At 56.4% G+C, this 16957-nt stretch carries 14 protein-coding genes and 3 pseudogenes; 14 read left to right on the top strand and 3 right to left on the bottom strand.

The features are described from left to right. The 13 genes and pseudogenes from ACG10_RS22545 (at nt 1) to ACG10_RS22495 (ending at nt 12212) form a co-directional block, all read left to right on the top strand. Entirely contained in the window at nt 1–303 is a 303-nt protein-coding gene (locus ACG10_RS22545) for a PTS transporter subunit EIIB (RefSeq protein WP_089170114.1), read from the top strand. Nucleotides 304–406: 103 nt separating this feature from the next. Then, nucleotides 407–693, top strand: a pseudogene (locus ACG10_RS22540) (trehalase family glycosidase); the annotation flags it as partial. Nucleotides 694–829: 136 nt separating this feature from the next. Then, nucleotides 830–1045, top strand: a pseudogene (locus ACG10_RS22535) (transposase); the annotation flags it as partial. 265 nt (nt 1046–1310) lie between these two features. Continuing rightward, on the top strand, nt 1311–2702 hold the full coding sequence (locus ACG10_RS24215) for a glycosyltransferase family protein (protein WP_232487305.1): 1392 nt from the start codon (nt 1311–1313) through the stop codon (nt 2700–2702). After that, nucleotides 2695–3972, top strand: a complete 1278-nt coding sequence (locus ACG10_RS24210) for a glycosyltransferase family 2 protein (RefSeq protein WP_198319104.1) — start codon at nt 2695–2697, stop codon at nt 3970–3972. Before ACG10_RS24215 ends, ACG10_RS24210 begins: the two co-directional genes overlap by 8 nt. After that, nucleotides 3972–5411 carry a radical SAM protein gene (locus ACG10_RS22525; protein ID WP_089170113.1) on the top strand — a complete coding sequence of 480 codons (1440 nt, stop codon included), beginning with the start codon at nt 3972–3974 and terminating at the stop codon, nt 5409–5411. The genes ACG10_RS24210 and ACG10_RS22525 overlap by 1 nt, the downstream gene beginning before the upstream one ends. Nucleotides 5412–5423: 12 nt before the next feature. Beyond that, nucleotides 5424–6230, top strand: coding sequence for a hypothetical protein (locus ACG10_RS22520; protein WP_089170112.1), 807 nt, complete (start codon nt 5424–5426; stop codon nt 6228–6230). 132 nt (nt 6231–6362) lie between these two features. Continuing rightward, nucleotides 6363–7526, top strand: a complete 1164-nt coding sequence (locus ACG10_RS22515) for an MFS transporter (RefSeq protein ID WP_089170111.1) — start codon at nt 6363–6365, stop codon at nt 7524–7526. A 109-nt stretch (nt 7527–7635) separates the two neighbouring features. Then, nucleotides 7636–8433, top strand: coding sequence for a hypothetical protein (locus ACG10_RS22510; RefSeq protein ID WP_089170110.1), 798 nt, complete (start codon nt 7636–7638; stop codon nt 8431–8433). Between the two features lie 337 nt (nt 8434–8770). Further along, complete coding sequence (gene zwf / locus ACG10_RS22505; protein ID WP_089170109.1) at nt 8771–10240, top strand: glucose-6-phosphate dehydrogenase; 1470 nt, start codon at nt 8771–8773, stop codon at nt 10238–10240. Next, nucleotides 10227–10940 (top strand): 6-phosphogluconolactonase, encoded by a 714-nt coding sequence (pgl, locus tag ACG10_RS22500; RefSeq protein ID WP_089170108.1) that lies wholly within the window; start codon nt 10227–10229, stop codon nt 10938–10940. The genes zwf and pgl overlap by 14 nt, the downstream gene beginning before the upstream one ends. Before the next feature lie 124 nt (nt 10941–11064). After that, the gene (locus ACG10_RS23980; RefSeq protein WP_157731515.1) at nt 11065–11217 is read left to right on the top strand and encodes a hypothetical protein; all 153 of its coding nucleotides are present in this window, start codon (nt 11065–11067) and stop codon (nt 11215–11217) included. Then, nucleotides 11214–12212, top strand: coding sequence for a glucokinase (locus ACG10_RS22495; protein ID WP_089170107.1), 999 nt, complete (start codon nt 11214–11216; stop codon nt 12210–12212). The genes ACG10_RS23980 and ACG10_RS22495 overlap by 4 nt, the downstream gene beginning before the upstream one ends. Nucleotides 12213–12371: 159 nt before the next feature. On the opposite strand, the pseudogene ACG10_RS22490 reads toward ACG10_RS22495, so the two are convergent. Continuing rightward, nucleotides 12372–12666, bottom strand: a pseudogene (locus ACG10_RS22490) (IS4 family transposase); the annotation flags it as partial. Between the two features lie 430 nt (nt 12667–13096). On the opposite strand from ACG10_RS22490, the gene ACG10_RS22480 reads away from it, so the two are divergent. After that, on the top strand, nt 13097–14131 hold the full coding sequence (locus ACG10_RS22480; protein WP_089170106.1) for an IS630 family transposase: 1035 nt from the start codon (nt 13097–13099) through the stop codon (nt 14129–14131). A 122-nt stretch (nt 14132–14253) separates the two neighbouring features. Here the strand turns inward: ACG10_RS22480 and ACG10_RS22475 are convergent, their stop codons facing one another. Together ACG10_RS22475 and ACG10_RS22470 are read right to left on the bottom strand one after the other, a co-directional pair. After that, nucleotides 14254–15471, bottom strand: coding sequence for a maltoporin (locus ACG10_RS22475; RefSeq protein WP_089170105.1), 1218 nt, complete (start codon nt 15469–15471; stop codon nt 14254–14256). Between the two features lie 499 nt (nt 15472–15970). Continuing rightward, complete coding sequence (locus ACG10_RS22470; protein ID WP_089166808.1) at nt 15971–16951, bottom strand: IS5 family transposase; 981 nt, start codon at nt 16949–16951, stop codon at nt 15971–15973. Between the last annotated feature and the right edge of the window lie 6 nt (nt 16952–16957).

The following is a 16957-nucleotide window of genomic DNA, read 5'->3' as shown; positions in this document are numbered from 1 at the left end:
ATGTTTGAGAAAATACAACGTGCGTTCTGGAAGGCATTGACCCCGGATCTGCTGGTGGATGAGCCGAAGGAGACGGGGGCGGCCAAGTCGCCTGCGGACCTGCCGGCAAGCGTAGTCGCCGCGCTGGGCGGGCAGGATAACCTAGCATCGCAACAGCGCGTGGCGATAACCCGCGTGCGGGTCCAGTTGCGTGATGTAAGCCGACTGGACGAACCGGCTTTGCGGGCGGCGGATGTGCCGGGGGTGATGGTGCTGGCGGATGGCGTGGTGCATGTATTAACGCCGGCGCCCAAAATGGACTAACTGTCTGCGCGTGATCCGCGTAGGTGACCGATGCCGAGCAGCGAGGATCCTCTATCGATCAAAGCAGAGGTGCTGCGGTCGGCCTGTTGCCAGGGGGAGGCGTCTAAACACCTCGCAGATCGACACTGGCCAGCAGTTGGACGTCCCCAACGGCTGCAATGGATCGGCGTATCCGGCCTGCGCCGCTACGGCCAGGATCAGTTGGCGCAGACCATCGCCCAGAACTTCCCTGCCCAAGTGCAGGCGCTGTTCGACAAGAAGCACAAGCTAGTGGAGAAATATAGCGTGGAAGGGGAAAACCTTGGCGGTAGTGGCGGCGAATACAAACTGCAGGACGGCTTCGGCTGGACCAACGGTGTCGTCTTGAAATTGCTGAGCCTCTATCCATAGGAGAAGACTGCACCCTGAGAATTGATTTAGATTATCTAGGCACAGACACCGGACTAGAAAAATTAAATAAATAAGGTAATCCCCCGGCTAAGCCGGGGGACTCCTTGAGGTTTGACCGTGTGATACGGTCATCGGGAGCCTGTCGTATGTGGTGAGCTACATCAAGGGCAGGAGTGCGATTTCGATAGTTCGGCGTTTTATGGGAAAGACGAAGAACTTCACGGGTGAGAATTTCTGGGCTCGGGGATATTTCGTTTCAACCGTGGGGCTGGACAAGGAGGTGGTACGTGCATACATCCTGAACCAGGAAAAGGAAGACGAACAGTACGACCAGCTCAAATTTGGCCTGTAGCGATAGCCGCCTTCATGCGGCCAAACTACTTGCCCCTTTGAGGGGCGCTAACAGAATAAAGCCCCCGGCTTTGCCGGTGGATACTTACTTGACGAACTGCAAGCTAAAGTTGAGCTTTAAATATCTCTCCCCCATTTTTTGTAGTCAGTTCAATATTTTTGAATAAAGTATTCGGCGATCAGATACTCAATGTCTCACACCCTGCGAGAGGGTGGCTGTATCCATAAAAAGGATTGAATACCATCTATTTTTGAGATATATGGACATGCATACCGCAGCTATATTTATATCATTTGACGCAGTCGCCGTATCAGGCATTACAGTTGAAGCGTCAAAGGTAGCTAAAAGTCTTGAGCAGCATGGGGTCAAGTCTTATCTTGACGTTGGTTATGACATAAAAATTGACAAAGGCAATTTTAACAAGCCTTACGATCACGAAAAAGATATTTATCAGGGTATATTTACCCTGGTTCGCATCGATGATATTGATGCCGTCCCCCACTACAATGTCTATTTTATAGAGCATTCGCACAATGTTCTAATAAGTCAAAAGATATCCGCTTCTCCCGAAGAACAGGAAGAGCTTTTAACTGCAATTCGAGAGTCGTCACAGGAGTTGGCTCATCGAATTGTTCAGTTATGGGAAAAACTGAATATCAGTTATGTGATCGTTGAAAATGGAACACTCCCGGAAAATATTATTTATACCAAAGCGTTGTACCTGTCGATTGAAGCCTACGGGAAACGTCATAACTTGGGAAATTTCGTAATCTGGCGTGATCACGACCTGATGTGGAATAGCGAAAAGACTGTGATGAAATACGGTCCGGAGCCGTATCCCTACGCCATCAAGCCTGTTCAATCCGACCACATCACCTACGTTACACTCAATAATCACTTAAAAAACAAGCTCGAAGAGTGGTGTCATCACGAGGTTGAAATCAAGGTTAAGAAGAACACTTATGACTTCACTGGACAAGGCATCTATACGAGCATCAGGGAAAACCTGGATATCCGCGACAGCGACATCCTAATTGCCCGCACGACCCGTATTATTCCGCAAAAGCGGCATGATAGGGATATTTACTTGGTACAAAGGCTGAACCAGCTTTTTATTCAGAACGGTATTTATCGGAAAGTTTTTCTAGTCGTAGCTGGAGATCCACATGAAGACCACACATATTATCAGAAGCTGAATGAATTATCCAGAAAATTGAATGTTGAGCAATTTATTAAATTTATCGGATCACTTCCGCATGAGTATATGCCGTCGAAGGAGAAGTCCATTACCATTGAGGATTTATATTACTCGTGCGATCTGGTTTCTTTTCTTACCTCTTGGGATTACGACAGCTACGGGAATCCTGTAGGAGAAGCGATTAGCAGCCAACGCTGCTACATCACTACCAGCTACGAGTATTATCAGGAGGTCTATGGCCAGCATGGATTTGAAGCGCCGATTATGTCGATTTCAGAAGAACAGGATGATCTGCCTGATGACGTATTTATTAACGACATATACCAGCTTCTCAATAATAAGAAACTGATGAATGAAATTGCTCAGAGAAACTTTTCCATTGGCAAGCAGATACTTTCCAATAACGTAATTGATATGCTGGGATTGAGTTATTCTAAAGGAAGTATGTGTGATGCGTGACACTGTTTTTGTATCAGTTGTGCTGCCGGTTTACAACGAAAGCGACCGTATTTATGATGTATTAGCCTCTATATTTAATCAAAAAACATATAACGGCATGATTACTCATGGCAGTTATGAGTTGATTGTTGTGGATAATAATTCCACGGATAACTCAGTGGAAAAAATTAACGCCTTCAAAGCTAAAAATCCGTCCATGGATATTCATATTATCCAGGAGGCCATTCAGGGCGTGTCGTCTGCCAGAAAGCGCGGTATGGATTACGCCTCTTTGCGCTCAAAAACCCGCGACAGCCGTCTGGGTGTTAAAAACAAACACTACATTGTTTCCGCCGATGCGGACTGCACCGTAGACAATTACTGGTTGCACGCGCTGATTGAAAAAATGGTGGAGGAAAACGGGGATCTGGGCACCTGTAATTACTACTACAACGAAGAATCTTTTCGCAAACGCCCTAACCTGTTCAATGAGATCCAGAAAACCCTGCGCTGTCGCGACATGTCGTTTTCGCTGTTTGGCGGCTTTCCGGACGGCAAAGGTTTTGCCGTTGAGCGAGGCATCTACGACAAAGTGGGCGGCATCGAAATTTTCTACCAGCTGAACAACGGCCGCTTTGTGGAGCACCTCTCCGATGACTGGGATTTTGGGATCCGGGTTATCGCCTGGGGCGGCAAACCGGTTTACGCCCGTGATTCCCGCGTTGAGATTAACAGCCGTCGCGTGGATACCATCCTGGAAGAGGTGATCACTGGCATCGCCTACGGGCAAGACGGAATCATCATCATGAAAGACGTGCGCCCGGACGTGGAAGAGCAAACGCCAACGCTGTGCGACACCACACCCGAGCAGTCGCAGCAAGCCTGGGGCTACTCCATCAAAGACTTCGTTCCCAAAAATATCGTGCTGCCGGCGCTGCTCAACCCGCAGATTTTGCTGGAGAGCCCGGCGGTACGTGAGTTCTTTACCGGGCCGGTGGCTGACCGTTTGTACCAGCGTATCCATGAAATTAAGCACGAATCCCGCATCATCGACTTCAAACCGATTCACGCTTACAAAACCCCGGCCTATCGCCTCTATTTCGAGTTCCGCGAGGAAATTTTCAGCGCCATGCGACGCGCCGTTGGCGAGGGTATCGGCTTCCCGCCGCCACTGCCGAAGTGCTTCGATGTGGTCAAACCGGAAGATTTCGAGCGCTTTGTCTACTACTTCTGCGAAGACCGTGAGTCCGGCGAAGCCCATAACTACTTCGCGAACGGAGGGGTATTCTGATGAACAGCGAAGCTATGAACTCCCTGAACGATATTGATCCGAACTATCCGGTGCCGCGGGTATACGATTTTCTCTCCCGCCCGGAGAGCAGCGCATTTCTGGATTATGTATTTAAAGATCCGTTCGGCTGCCACGTTTTCCCCGGTGATATCTCCGATTATCCGCTCGCCTCTTTTTTTGAGGACATGGATCGCGATATCAAACAGGCAAAACAGATCCACCTGTGGGCCTATATTCCCACCTGCCGCTACCGCTGCCATTTCTGCCAGTATCCGACAGTTATCCTGAACCCACAGGCCGCCTCGTCGCAGGAGGTGTTCCGAGATCTGGTGGATTACAACATCAAAGAGGCCACCATGTGGCTTCAGAAAGTCCCTAGCCTTGCTCAGGCCGAAGTCGGCGAATTTAACATCTTCGGCGGCACACCATCGCTGCTGCCGGAGCCAGAGCTGCGCCGCCTGATGGATTTTTACCTGAGCCATTTTAATTTCTCTGCCGCCACCATGCGCTTTGAAGGTGAACCGGGCACCCTGACCAAAGAGTACCTGCGGTTGTTAAAAGAGCAGGGCTTTACCAAAATCAGCTTCGGCGCCCAGTCCTTCGATGACCGTATTATCTCAGCCTGCGGACGTATGCACTCCGCCGAAGAGTGCGTAGAAACCATCTATAATGCGCGTGAACTCGGCCTCGACTGGGTCAGCGTCGACCTTATCTACGGCATGCTCGGCCAGAGCGTGGATGATGTGAAATACGATATGGAGAAGACCCTCGAGTTGGAGCTTTCTCACGTGGTTTGCACCAAGCTGCACATGGAAGAATTTATGAAAACGCGTACCGGCGTTTCCGGTGAGCGACAAAGCCTGTGGCAGAAAAAAGGGCTGATTAATATCAATAACATGACCTTCCCGGGGCTGGGTAAGCAGTATCAAATGCGCGAGCTGGTCGAGCAGTACCTCTCATCCGGCTATCGCGAACACCCGACTATGTACTTCCACCAGAACCATCAGCAGCCGGAGAAATGGAAAGGGATCATCACTGATCTCGATAAACAGTACCCGGAAGTATCGATCGGCCTCGGTGGCAGCTCGAAATGTACTCGAGCCGAAGCCATCAACATCACCGGCTACAAAAAGTACAAAGAAGCGCTTGATGAAGACCGCCTGCCAATCGAAGGAAGCCGGGGCGTCTCGCCGCTTCAGCGCGAAGTAAACGCCTTCAAAATGGCGCTTTCCACGCTGATTCCAGTGGATGACAACGTATTCAGACAGCGTTTTGAAGGCAGAAGCTTTTTCGACAATCCGATTATCAGCCGCACGCTCAAAACGCTGGTTGATAAAGCGCTGGTCACCGCCGATGGGGACGTGGTTACCCTGACGCCCAACGGCATGACGCTGGTCGAAGCCGTTATTAACACCCAGTTCGTGACACCGGAAGCCTGAGGGGTACACCAGATGGAACAACAATACGCCTCATCCGCGCCGGTCTTCAGCCTGTACTACATTGCTATCGATACTGAAGCCGGTGTGACGCCGGAACAGTTCGAAACCTTTGTTCGTCAGAAAGGCGTGCATATTCCCTGCTATCCAGGCTGGTGCTGGACGCTGCTGCGAGGTCTGCGCGGCGAAAGAGCTGGGCAATACCTGATGCTGTTTGAAATCGACAGTGCCGAACAGCGCGATCGCTATCTGGCCGCGGACGGCAATAAAACGGAGTTGGCTCGCCAGTTCTGGCGCGAACATCCCGAAGCGTTGGACATTCTCAGTGAATGGGAGCGTTACGGCACCTTCAGCGAACTGCCAACAATTTACACCGACTTCCGGTTGCTGTCGGAAAATAAGAAAAGCACAGTGCCATATGGCCCGCGTTATCAGGAACGACCGGGTGAGGAGTCTGTCGCCCGGGTTATCGGCATCCACAATCTTGCGCTGCGCCCCGATGTCAAAGCGGAAACCTTCGAGACCTTTATCGCGGAAAATCACCACCGCATTGAGGACTATCCGGACTGGAAATTCCGCTTGCTGAAAGGCGAGCGGGGAAACCGTCTGGACCAGTACGTGGTGCTGATGGAGATAGCGAGTCTGGAGGCGCTCGATGTGTTTTATCCGGAACCGGATATCGCCACCGATGAGGCGGCGAAATTTGCCCGGGCACACAGGGACACCAAGCAGATGTACGAAGAGTGGAAGCAACTGGCCTCGTTTTCCGGCTCGCCGCAGATTTACACCGACTATCTGTCGGTGGCGGAAAGCCTGAACTGATCCGAAGCGGGGAATTTACCCTGTCCGGCGATAAACGCGGTGGCCAGAACCGCACTCCAGCCACGCTGGCCGCCGCTTCACGATGCTTCCGGCTCAGAGCGCCCTGTTGATAACAAGAAAGGTAATATTCCTGTGAATATAAATTTATCCCGCCCGCATGCCGGTTCGAATCTTCGCGAGCAGCACGCCACCCGTAGCATCTTTTTTATTGCCGGGCTGGGAATGGCGTCCTGGGCGCCGCTGATTCCGTTTGCCAAATCCCGGCTCAATATTGATGACGGCACACTGGGCCTGCTACTGTTCTGTATTGCGGCGGGTTCCATGCTGGTGATGCCGTTTACCGGACGCTTAATCGCAAAGCTCGGCTGCCGGAAGCTGATCCTCGCCTGCGCGCTTATCTTCTGCTTCGACCTCCCGTTCATGATGTACGTCACTTCTCCCGTGGAGATAGGAGTCGCATTACTCATTTTTGGCGCGGTGAACGGCCTGCTGGACGTGTCGATGAATGCCCAGGCGGTGATTGTTGAACGGGAGAGCGGGCAGGCTAGAATGTCCGGCTTCCACGGCTTTTACAGCCTCGGCTGCATCGCAGGGGCGGGGGGCATCAGCCTGCTGCTGTGGGCGGGCGTCATGCCACTGCACGCCATTCTGCTGATTGTGCTGCTTATCGCGCTTATCGTGATGCAGGCTTCCGGTCACCTGCTGGCAAAGCGTCCGCAGGAAGCCGGCGAGTCCGGAGGCACGTTACAGGCGCTCTCGCATCCCGGGCCTCTGTTTATTGCCCTGCTGTGCTTTTTCATCTTTCTGATTGAAGGCGCCATGCTGGACTGGTCAGCCGTCTTCCTGCACACGGAGCGCGGCATGGAAAAAAGCCAGGCCGGTTTTGGCTACACCTTTTATTCCATCGCCGTCGCGCTGGGCCGATTGTACGGCGATCGCCTCGTCAACGCTATCGGACGGCAGCGCATGCTGATGCTGGGCGGTTTTTGCGCCGCAGCCGGGCTGCTGCTTATCGTCTCAGTCGATCTCACTGGCGTCTCCCTCGCCGGATTCATTCTGGCAGGCATTGGTCTGTCCAATATCGTACCGATTCTGTTCACCGCTGCAGGCAACCAGCCAGATGTCCCGTCGAACTTCGCGCTTTCGGCAGTGACCCTTATCGGCTACGCGGGTTTGTTAAGCGGCCCGGCGCTGATTGGGTTTGTCGCCCGCCAGTTCAGCCTGACGGCGGCTTTTAGCGCGGGTGTCGTGATCCTGCTGCTGGTCGGCTCCAGCGCCCGACGAATCACGCGTTAAGGCACAGCCTGGTCTGCTTTTCTGACGTTACCGCCCCGGGAGCTTACGTCCCGTTTGAGGCAAAAACATGTTCATTCTGTCCCGATCTTGTCAATAAAATGGAGTCATTATGAGTCAATCACCCGGTCCGATTTTTAACCTGCACTATATCGGTCTCAATTTAAAAAAAGGCATTACGGCTGAACACTTCGAAAATTTCGTGCGCGAACACGGCGTCAGGATCCCGGCTTATCCGGGCTGGCGCTGGACATTATTAAAAGGGCTGCGCGGTGAGAGGGAAAATCAGTATCTGATGCTGTATGAGGCACCAGACGCAGAGCAGTACGCCCACTATATTGACCGCAACGGCGATCAGACCGCCCATGCACGGGATTTCTGGCAGCAGCATCCGCAGGCATGCGATCTGATTGCCGAGTGGAAAACCTTCTCCACCTTCGCCGAACTACCGACCATCTTCTCGTACTACTCACTGGTTGCTGAGAACACCAACAGCTCACTACCCGAAGGCCCGAACTATCAGGTCACTCCGGGTCAGAAACCGGTGGCCCGCGTGGTGGGGATCCACAATCTGGCCCTGCGCTCCGGCGTGGCGCCGGAAACCTTCGAAAACTTTATTACCAGCAATATTCACCGCGTGGAGGACTACCCGGGCTGGAAGTTCCATATGCTCAAAGGCCAGGGCGGTAGCCGCCTCGACCAGTACGCCGTTATGCTGGAAATTGAGAGCTTGGAGTCCCTGAACTCCTTCCACCCGGAACTGGACGTTTCAACGGAAAAAGCGCTGACTTTCGTACGCGAACACCAAGACACCGAACGCATGTACGACAAGTGGCGTGAGCTGGCGTCTTTCTCCGGCGCGCCGCAAATCTACACCGACTACATCACTATTGCGGGAAACGGACAATGACTGTAAGCGTCCAACCCGGAGACCCTTGCCATCACGTCTGGCGTAGTGGCAGCAACTCATCGAGCCGGCTGCTAAGCCAGGTCGGCAGCTTTTCCAGCGTGTCATTAACCGCTTAGTGTAATTGGCTTGTGAAGACTGGCATCATTTATAAATATCTCGCCTTACATAAGTAAAGTCTTCAAGAGACGATGATAAATCTAGGCAATGTTATTTAAGTGCTGCATTTTGTATTTATGGCCGCCATGTTTCATGCGGTTTTTTGAGTGCAATATCATTGCCAGTCTGATCGTTGTAAATATTTTGTCCTTATCTTAAATTTTAAGAAAGAATAGACCTCATGACATTAATAACAATTAATTCTTGTACTTTCACCATTTTTGGTGCACTGGGTGACCTGGCCTTGCGCAAGCTGTTCCCTGCTCTCTACCAACTGGAGCGTGCCGGCCTCCTGCATGCCGACATGCGCATTCTCGCCCTAGCCCTCGACTCTGGTGAGGAGTCCCGCCACCTCGCCACCATTGCCGAGCATCTGCGCCGCCACGTGCCGGGCGCGGAGCTGGAGGAGGGCGTCCTGCAGCGCTTCCTCGCTCGCCTGGACTACCTGTCGATGGATTTCCTCAACGCGGGCGACTACGCCGCGCTGGCCGACCGGGTCGGCGAGGCACAGCGGCTGATCGCCTACTTCGCCACCCCGGCGGCGCTCTACGAGCCGATCTGCGCCGGGCTGGCCGAGGTCGGCCTGGCCGAGCGCACCCGGGTGGTGCTGGAGAAGCCGATCGGCCATGACCTGGCGTCCTCGCGCAAGGTCAACGACGCGGTGGCGCGGCACTTCCCGGAAGACCGCACCTACCGGATCGACCACTACCTGGGCAAGGAGACGGTGCAGAACCTGATCGCCCTGCGCTTCGCCAACAGCCTGTTCGAGACCCAGTGGAACCAGAACCACATCTCCCACGTGGAAATCACCGTGGCCGAGCAGGTGGGCATCGAGGGTCGCTGGGGCTACTTCGACAAGGCCGGCCAGCTGCGCGACATGATCCAGAACCACCTGCTGCAGCTGCTCTGCCTGATCGCCATGGACCCGCCGAGCGACCTGTCGGCCGACAGCATCCGCGACGAGAAGGTCAAGGTGCTCAAGGCGCTGGCGCCGATCGACGCCGCCCAGCTGAGCCAGCAGGTGGTGCGCGGCCAGTACGTGGCCGGCAGCATCCTCGGCAAGCCGGTGCCCGGCTACCTGGAAGAGGACAACGCCAACGCGCAGAGCGACACCGAGACCTTCGTCGCCCTGCGCGCGGAGATCCGCAACTGGCGCTGGGCGGGGGTGCCGTTCTACCTGCGCACCGGCAAGCGCATGCCGCAGAAGCTGTCGCAGATCGTCATCCACTTCAAGGCGCCGCCGCACTACATCTTCGCCGCGGAGCAGCGCCCGTTGATCGGCAACAAGCTGATCATCCGCCTGCAGCCGAACGAGAGCATCGCCCTGCAGGTGATGACCAAGGAGCAGGGGCTGGACAAGGGCATGCAGCTGCGCAGCGGTCCGCTGCAGCTGAATTTCTCCGACACCTACCGCAGCGCGCGGATCCCCGACGCCTACGAGCGGCTGCTGCTGGAGGTGATGAAGGGCAACCAGAACCTGTTCGTGCGCAAGGACGAGATCGAGCACGCCTGGCTGTGGTGCGACCGGCTGATCGCCGGCTGGCGCCTGCAGGGCGAGGCGCCCAAGCCTTACGCGGCGGGCAGCTGGGGGCCGCTGTCTTCGATTGCACTGATCACCCGCGACGGGAGGAGCTGGTATGGGGATTTCTGAACTGGAGCTGCCCGCCGGGGTCGTGGCCCGACAATTGGCCGACGGCACCGCCCTGGCCGAGGGGCTTGCCGAGCATGTGGCCGAGGTGTTGCGCCAGGCCATCGAGGCCGACGGCCAGGCCAGCCTGCTGGTGTCGGGCGGGCGCAGCCCGATCCCCTTCTTCGAGGCGCTGTCCGCGCGTGAGCTGGACTGGCAGCGGGTGCAGGTCGGTCTGGTCGACGAGCGCTGGGTGGCGCCGGACCAGGACGGCAGCAACGAGGCGCTGGTGCGCCGCCATCTGCTGCAAGGCCCGGCCGCCGCGGCGACCTTCCTCGGCCTCTACCAGCCGGCGGCCAGCCTGGAAGAGGCGGCCCGCCTGGCCGGCCGGGCGCTGGCGGCGCTCAAGCGGCCGATCGATGCGGTGGTGCTGGGCATGGGCGAGGACGGCCACACGGCTTCGCTGTTCCCCGGCAGCCCGAACCTCGCCCTGGCGCTGGCCGGCACCTGCGCCGAGCCGTGCATGGCGATGCTCGCGCCGGTCGCCCCGCACCCGCGGATCAGCCTGACCTGGCCGCTGCTGGCCCGGGCGCGCCTGCGCTGCCTGGCCATCCAGGGCCCGGCCAAGCTGGAGACCCTGCGCCAGGCCCTGCGTGCCGATCCGCTGCGGATGCCGATCCGCACCTTCCTCGGCGACGGGCTGGAAATCCACTGGAGCCCCTGAAGGGGCTCGCGAGCAAGACAGACTGACACGAAGGAACGCCCCGCTCCGGACGCGGACTGCCAATCGGGATGGTCCTATTAGCCATAGGACAAGACCAAGACAACCCCTAAGGAAGCCGTACTCCATGAACCGCTACCCAAAAGCATTCAACGTCACCGACCTGATCGGCGACAGCCATAATAAGCCTTGGCGCAGCAATAGCGCCGGCTTATTGAAGCGACCAAGCGCCTGCGGAGTGTTTTCCTTACATTCATTATTTACGGAGGAGCTGAAATGAAACTGGCATTGGTCGGTGATATCGGGGGTACTAATGCGCGCTTCGCCTTGTGGCGCAATGAACAGATAGAGTCGGTGCAAACGTTGGCGGCTGCCGACTTTGCCAGACCGGAACTGGCGATAGAGCATTACCTGTCCTCCCTCGGGCTGGCGACAGATAGCCTCTCCAGCCTGTGCCTAGGCTGCGCCGGACCGGTATCCGGTGAAGACTTCCGCTTCACTAACAACCATTGGACCCTGAACCGCACTGTTTTTCGCCAGGCTATGGGGTTGGAAAATCTTTTGCTGATCAATGACTTCACCGCCATGGCGCTGGGAACGACGCGCCTGCGTGAAAACGAGCGTATCCAGATCTGCCCCGGCGTGGCGGAATCCGACCGACCGGCGCTGGTGATAGGCCCGGGCACCGGGCTCGGAGTCAGTACCCTGCTGCCCGACGGTAACCAGGGCTGGCGAGTGCTGCCCGGCGAGGGCGGGCATGTCGACCTGCCGATCGGCAGCCTGCGCGAGGCGGCCCTGTGGCAGCAGCTGTTCGTCGAGCTCGGCCACGTGCGCGCTGAGGATATCCTCAGCGGCAGCGGCCTGGTAAGGCTCTACCGCTCGATCTGCGCCCTGGACAACTATGCGCCACGCCTGAGCACGCCTGCTGAGATTAGTGCAGCTGCCTTGGCAGGGGATCCGGTCGCGGAGGAAGTGCTGAGTCTGTTCTGCGTTTGGCTTGGCCGGGTCGCAGGCAACGGCGTGCTGACCATGGGCGCTCGTGGCGGTGTTTATATAGTCGGTGGTGTGATTCCACGCTTTACCGCCTTCTTCCAGTCCAGCGGCTTCGCCGGCAGCCTATGCAGCAAGGGCTGTATGAGCCACTACCTCGAGGGTGTGCCGGTCTGGCTGGTGACATCCCAATATCCCGGCCTGGAAGGCGCTGGTGTTGCACTGCAGCAAGTACTGGGGCCAGCCAACGATCTCTCTCGCAGAGAAATCGTGTCCAAGGTTTAAATATGGGGTTGTCTCAGAACCTGTTATGACCCGAGCGACATTAGTCGCGAACAATTTGTATGCGTCCAGCCCAGACACGGGGGAGCAACGACAATCCGTACTCGGAATCCCTGTTTCGAACCCTGAAATACTGCCCGCAGTGGCCTCGGGACGGTTTTGCCAATCTGGAGGCCGCCCGGGGTGCCTTAGCGAGCCCAGCAGGGCTGCGGAGCATGACCCAGTAGAACAACCCCTGCTCGGTCTGCAGCTTCCAGTTGCCGAGCAGGCGGTCGACCCGCTTGATCGCATGCTTGGGCCAGGCCGAGCAGGGCATCGAACGGCCCAGCGCGGTCAAGCTCAGGCAGCGGCCCTGCAGCAGGGCGGCCACCGCCGCCATCAGGGCCTCGAGACGTCGGGCATGGATCGTGGGGAGTGCCTCGGCGAAGGCGGCGTGCAGGAATTGGACGATCTGTATGGGTAGGGGGATATCGGTGTGTTTGACGACAACCAACGTGCCCGCCCATGCAGCCCTCTTCAAGACCTACATATTTGATTTTTCTGGAAAATTTCTGTAGATCACTCAGGGTTTGAGGATATTTCAACTACCACGCCGTGCCGGGAAACCTGATACGTCTTGACGGTTTTCGGGTAGCGGTTTGCCGTCTTTGGCGGCAAGCCCTCAAACGGCGCAGCCAGCGTAACCGGCTCCAGTGGTCACGCTATGGACGCCTTGCAGACCTCTATATACCAAGACCCAGAAATACACATCCTTACCCCGAGGAGCGCTTCGCGTCATGTACCTGAGGCAGGAGCCGTATGCGGTAGTTCCGCACGCACGGATCTGTGCGGGGGTGGCAGGTACTAAGTCTATCGAAAGTATTGTCATATTGAGAGACAATACCCCGATGAAATGCAAACGAAACTCCGATGATCGGGCAATCGACCACCACTCCCTCCAGGTCATGCGTCAACAGGCGATCAAGGCCGTTCGCGAAGGGCAGACCGTCCAAAGCGTGGCGGCCGCCTTCGGCGTCAATATCCGCAGCGTCTTTCGCTGGCTGTCCGACTTTGCCAATGGCGGACAGAACGCCCTGCTCGCCAAGCCGGTTCCCGGACGTCCGCCCAGGATCACTGCCGAGGAAATGCGCTGGCTGGCACAGGCCGTTCGGGATCACTCGCCGCTGCAATACCGCTTCGAATTCGGCCTGTGGACCCTCTCGCTGATCGCCGAACTGATCCGCCGCCAGTTCGGCAAGACGCTGTCACTGTCCGCCGTGAGCCGAGTCATGAAGCTGCTCGGCTGCACCGCGCAAAAACCCTTGTATCGCGCCTGGCAGCAGGATGCGGCGCTGGTGCGCCAGTGGGAAAACGAGACCTACCCGGCGATTCGGGCCGAGGCCCGTGCAGCGGGGGCAAGGATCTACTTCGCGGACGAGTCGGGCCTGCGCTCCGACTACCATGCCGGCACGACCTGGGCACCGCAGGGGGAAACGCCGCTGGTCGAGGTGACCGGCCGACGCTTCTCGGTGAACATGCTGTCGGCGGTCGGGACGCGCGGCGAGTTCCGCTTCATGCTGCACGACGGGACGGTGACGGCCAGCGTGTTCCGCGAGTTTCTCAAGCGCCTGCTGATCGGTGCCGAGCAGCCGGTCTTCGTGATCGTCGATGGCCATCCGGTGCACAAGGCCCGGCTGGTCAGGGCGTTCGTCGAAGAACAGGCGGGGCGCCTGAAACTCTTCTATCTGCCCCCGTACTCGCCACAGCTGAACCCGGACGAGCAGGTCTGGGGGCACGTCAAGCGCAGTGTGTCCAGGCGTCTTGTGCAGAACCGGGAGGAAATGAAGAAGTTGGCCCTGGGCGCGCTGCGCAGAATCCAGAAGTTGCCGGAGCTGGTGAAATCGTTTTTCCGCCACCCGGACTGCCGATATACAGCAGCATGACATTACTTTTTAAAAGATTAGTAACTGCCATTCCTACCGCGACCGTTCGCTTTATATCTGGGATTGTCGCCGCATCTCTGTCAACCTGCCAACAACGTTGGCAGTACCGCTCCCGGAGCGGCTCACTTCCACCAATATTCAGCCTGTATGCCGAAGTTAGAGCCATGGCGATTAGAGCCGAAAGCACCGGTGTCGGAGAGCGTGGAATCGGGGGCAGCTGCCCGCTGTGCCGCCTCGTTCCAGGCGGCATAGGTGTAGTAAATACGAACTTCCGGACGAGCCCAAAAGGCCGGTCCGGATGGCGACCAAGCCGGAGCGATAGTGAATTTTGTCAGTTTGCGAGTGCCGCCGGGTGCCTTGATCTGATCGCGCCCTACCTCGACGGCCAGCTTGAAGTGCTCGGTGAAAGCGTAGACCGGTCGCACGCCAAGAGACAGCCATCGCGAATCGTCTCCATCAGGGCGGATATCCTTCTGATAGACGGCCATGAGCTGACCACCGAAGCGCGGCGTCACCTGCCAATCCAAGTTATTAACTAGGCGCCAGCTCTTATTGTCATTGTCCATGGTGGGATCGCCTGTGTAGCCTAGGCCTGTACCCGGGCCTTGGCCGTACTGCAGGGCCAGGGCGTTGTTCCCGCCGAGAACGCCCTTTTGTTTGTGCTGCACGGTTACTGCCCAGCCAGAATGAGCATTACGGCTGTCCGGCTCTTGAAGGTAGCTCAGGCCCACTTCCACTTCGCCAGCGGGATTTGTTTTAAAACCAGCGACATTGAAGTCGTGACGATTTATATAAGGATCCTGCCAGTAGTTATCCTTGCGCGAGAAGACGTAGCTGTAGCGGAGGTCGCCAATAGGTACCTCGTCGAAACCAAAACCAGTGGAGGTCTGGTTCCAGTAGTAGAAGTCAGCGATATGAATGTCATTCCGCTTGTAATAGCGTCTTCCTGCCCAGAAGTTACCACCGTTGAGTACCGACATGTGCTCCCATTCGACGAATAGCTGGACGATTCGTGTTGCGCCACCACCATGCTCGTTCGAATCATGAAATTTTGGCATATGACCAATGGGATTGTAATGACTCGTCATTCCCTCGACGCTGATCGTTGAGCCATCAGCAAGCCGGGCCACCTCTTGGCGCAGTCCAAGCTCAATATACTGTTCGCACTCGTTGCCGAGTCGGTATTTCGAGGGGGCGCCGGGCAGCTGGAAACAGGATTGTGTACTTCCCTTGCTAGATCCGCCAACACCCATACGGTAATATCCTTTGAACTGCCAGGCTTGAACTGAAAGAGGAGCGATGAGACAAGCACAAGAAATTGAAAGAAGTATTTTTTTCATGGTGTTCAATCCTTTTTATTTTTATGGATACAGCCACCCTCTCGCAGGGTGTGAGACATTGAGTATCTGATCGCCGAATACTTTATTCAAAAATATTGAACTGACTACAAAAAATGGGGGAGAGATATTTTGAGTTGTATTTAAGTATGATAAGCAGGGCAACCCAGCCTAGCTGTAGAGCTACAGGCCAACCTGGAAGAGCTGCAAGAAAAAGCTCAACTTTAGTTTGCAGTTCGTCAATTTAATTTTTCTAGTCCGGTGTCTGTGTCTAGGTGATCTAAATCGATTCTCAGGGTGCAGTCTTCTCCTGCGGATAGAGGCTCAGCAATTTCAAGATCAAGACGACACTTTGGGATGGTCTGAAGTAGTCATGTATTTCTGGCTGACTTCAGCCCCCGCCGACTTTGAAAGCGGAGAATCGATCAAAAACGATCGGATCACCCGCTCGTTTCTGCGTTTTTTAGCCACCGCGAGCACGTCGCAGCGACCGTTTCCCGCATTACAGGCGCACCTCTCCTGCATTCGCCAGTAAATGTCGGCGCGCCATCCACAGGTTCGACAGCGCGAAAAGCGTCACCAACTGCGCGGTGTTCTTGGCCAGGCCCCGGAAGCGTACCTTCACGTAACCGAACTGGCGCTTGATCACCCGGAACGGATGCTCGACCTTCGCTCGTACCTGCGCCTTGGCTCTCTCGATCTTGCGGATCTGCTGGTAGAGCACGCTGCGCTTGCCATGTTTCTTGTAGGTACTGCGCCGAGCCGCGACCTGCCAGATGACCTGACGACCTTCATGCTCGGGGCGCTTTTCGACCCCGGTATAACCGGCATCGGCACAGACCACGTTTTCCTCGCCATGCAGCAGTTGGTCGACTTGGGTGACATCTGCCACATTGGCCGCCGTGACCACCACGCTGTGCACCAGGCCCGATTCATCGTCGGCACCGATGTGCGCTTTCGCGCCGAAGTAGTACTGGTTGCCCTTCTTCGTCTGGTGCATCTCGGGGTCGCGCTTGCCGTCCTGGTTCTTGGTCGAGCTCGGCGCATGGATCAGCGTGGCATCGACGATGGTGCCCTGGCGCAGCGACAGGCCCCGGTCACCCAGGTAGCCATTGATCACCGCCAGAATCCCAGCCGCCAGCTCATGCTTCTCCAGCAGACGACGGAAGTTGAGGATGGTGGTTTCGTCAGGGATACGCTCCAGGCTCAATCCGGCAAACTGGCGCAGGAGAGTGGTCTCGTACAGCGCCTCCTCCATCGCAGGATCGCTGTAACCGAACCAGTTCTGCATCAGATGCACGCGCAGCATCGCCATCAGCGGATACGCCGGACGACCGCCTTCACCCTTCGGGTAATGCGGCTCGATCAGGGCGATCAGCCCAGACCACGGCACCACCTGATCCATCTCGATCAGGAACAACTCCTTACGGGTCTGCTTGCGCTTGCCGGCGTACTCGGCATCGGCAAAGGTCATCTGCTTCATCGGGAA

This window comes from Azotobacter chroococcum, assembly GCF_002220155.1.
GTDB lineage: Bacteria > Pseudomonadota > Gammaproteobacteria > Pseudomonadales > Pseudomonadaceae > Azotobacter > Azotobacter chroococcum.
The sequence above is the reverse complement of the archived record's forward strand: the minus strand, read 5'-3'. Positions and strand labels throughout refer to the sequence as shown.

Excerpts from the sequence above, each read along its gene's own strand:
- ACG10_RS24210 (WP_198319104.1), top strand. The coding sequence starts at position 2,695 with ATGCGTGACACTGTTTTTGTATCAGTTGTGCTGCCGGTTTACAACGAA.
- zwf (WP_089170109.1), top strand. The coding sequence starts at position 8,771 with ATGACATTAATAACAATTAATTCTTGTACTTTCACCATTTTTGGTGCA.
- ACG10_RS23980 (WP_157731515.1), top strand. The coding sequence starts at position 11,065 with ATGAACCGCTACCCAAAAGCATTCAACGTCACCGACCTGATCGGCGAC.
- ACG10_RS22545 (WP_089170114.1), top strand. The coding sequence starts at position 1 with ATGTTTGAGAAAATACAACGTGCGTTCTGGAAGGCATTGACCCCGGAT.
- ACG10_RS22510 (WP_089170110.1), top strand. The coding sequence starts at position 7,636 with ATGAGTCAATCACCCGGTCCGATTTTTAACCTGCACTATATCGGTCTC.
- ACG10_RS24215 (WP_232487305.1), top strand. The coding sequence starts at position 1,311 with ATGCATACCGCAGCTATATTTATATCATTTGACGCAGTCGCCGTATCA.
- ACG10_RS22495 (WP_089170107.1), top strand. The coding sequence starts at position 11,214 with ATGAAACTGGCATTGGTCGGTGATATCGGGGGTACTAATGCGCGCTTC.
- pgl (WP_089170108.1), top strand. The coding sequence starts at position 10,227 with ATGGGGATTTCTGAACTGGAGCTGCCCGCCGGGGTCGTGGCCCGACAA.
- ACG10_RS22475 (WP_089170105.1), bottom strand. The coding sequence starts at position 15,471 with ATGAAAAAAATACTTCTTTCAATTTCTTGTGCTTGTCTCATCGCTCCT.
- ACG10_RS22480 (WP_089170106.1), top strand. The coding sequence starts at position 13,097 with ATGAAATGCAAACGAAACTCCGATGATCGGGCAATCGACCACCACTCC.
- ACG10_RS22520 (WP_089170112.1), top strand. The coding sequence starts at position 5,424 with ATGGAACAACAATACGCCTCATCCGCGCCGGTCTTCAGCCTGTACTAC.
- ACG10_RS22470 (WP_089166808.1), bottom strand. The coding sequence starts at position 16,951 with ATGAAGCAGATGACCTTTGCCGATGCCGAGTACGCCGGCAAGCGCAAG.
- ACG10_RS22525 (WP_089170113.1), top strand. The coding sequence starts at position 3,972 with ATGAACAGCGAAGCTATGAACTCCCTGAACGATATTGATCCGAACTAT.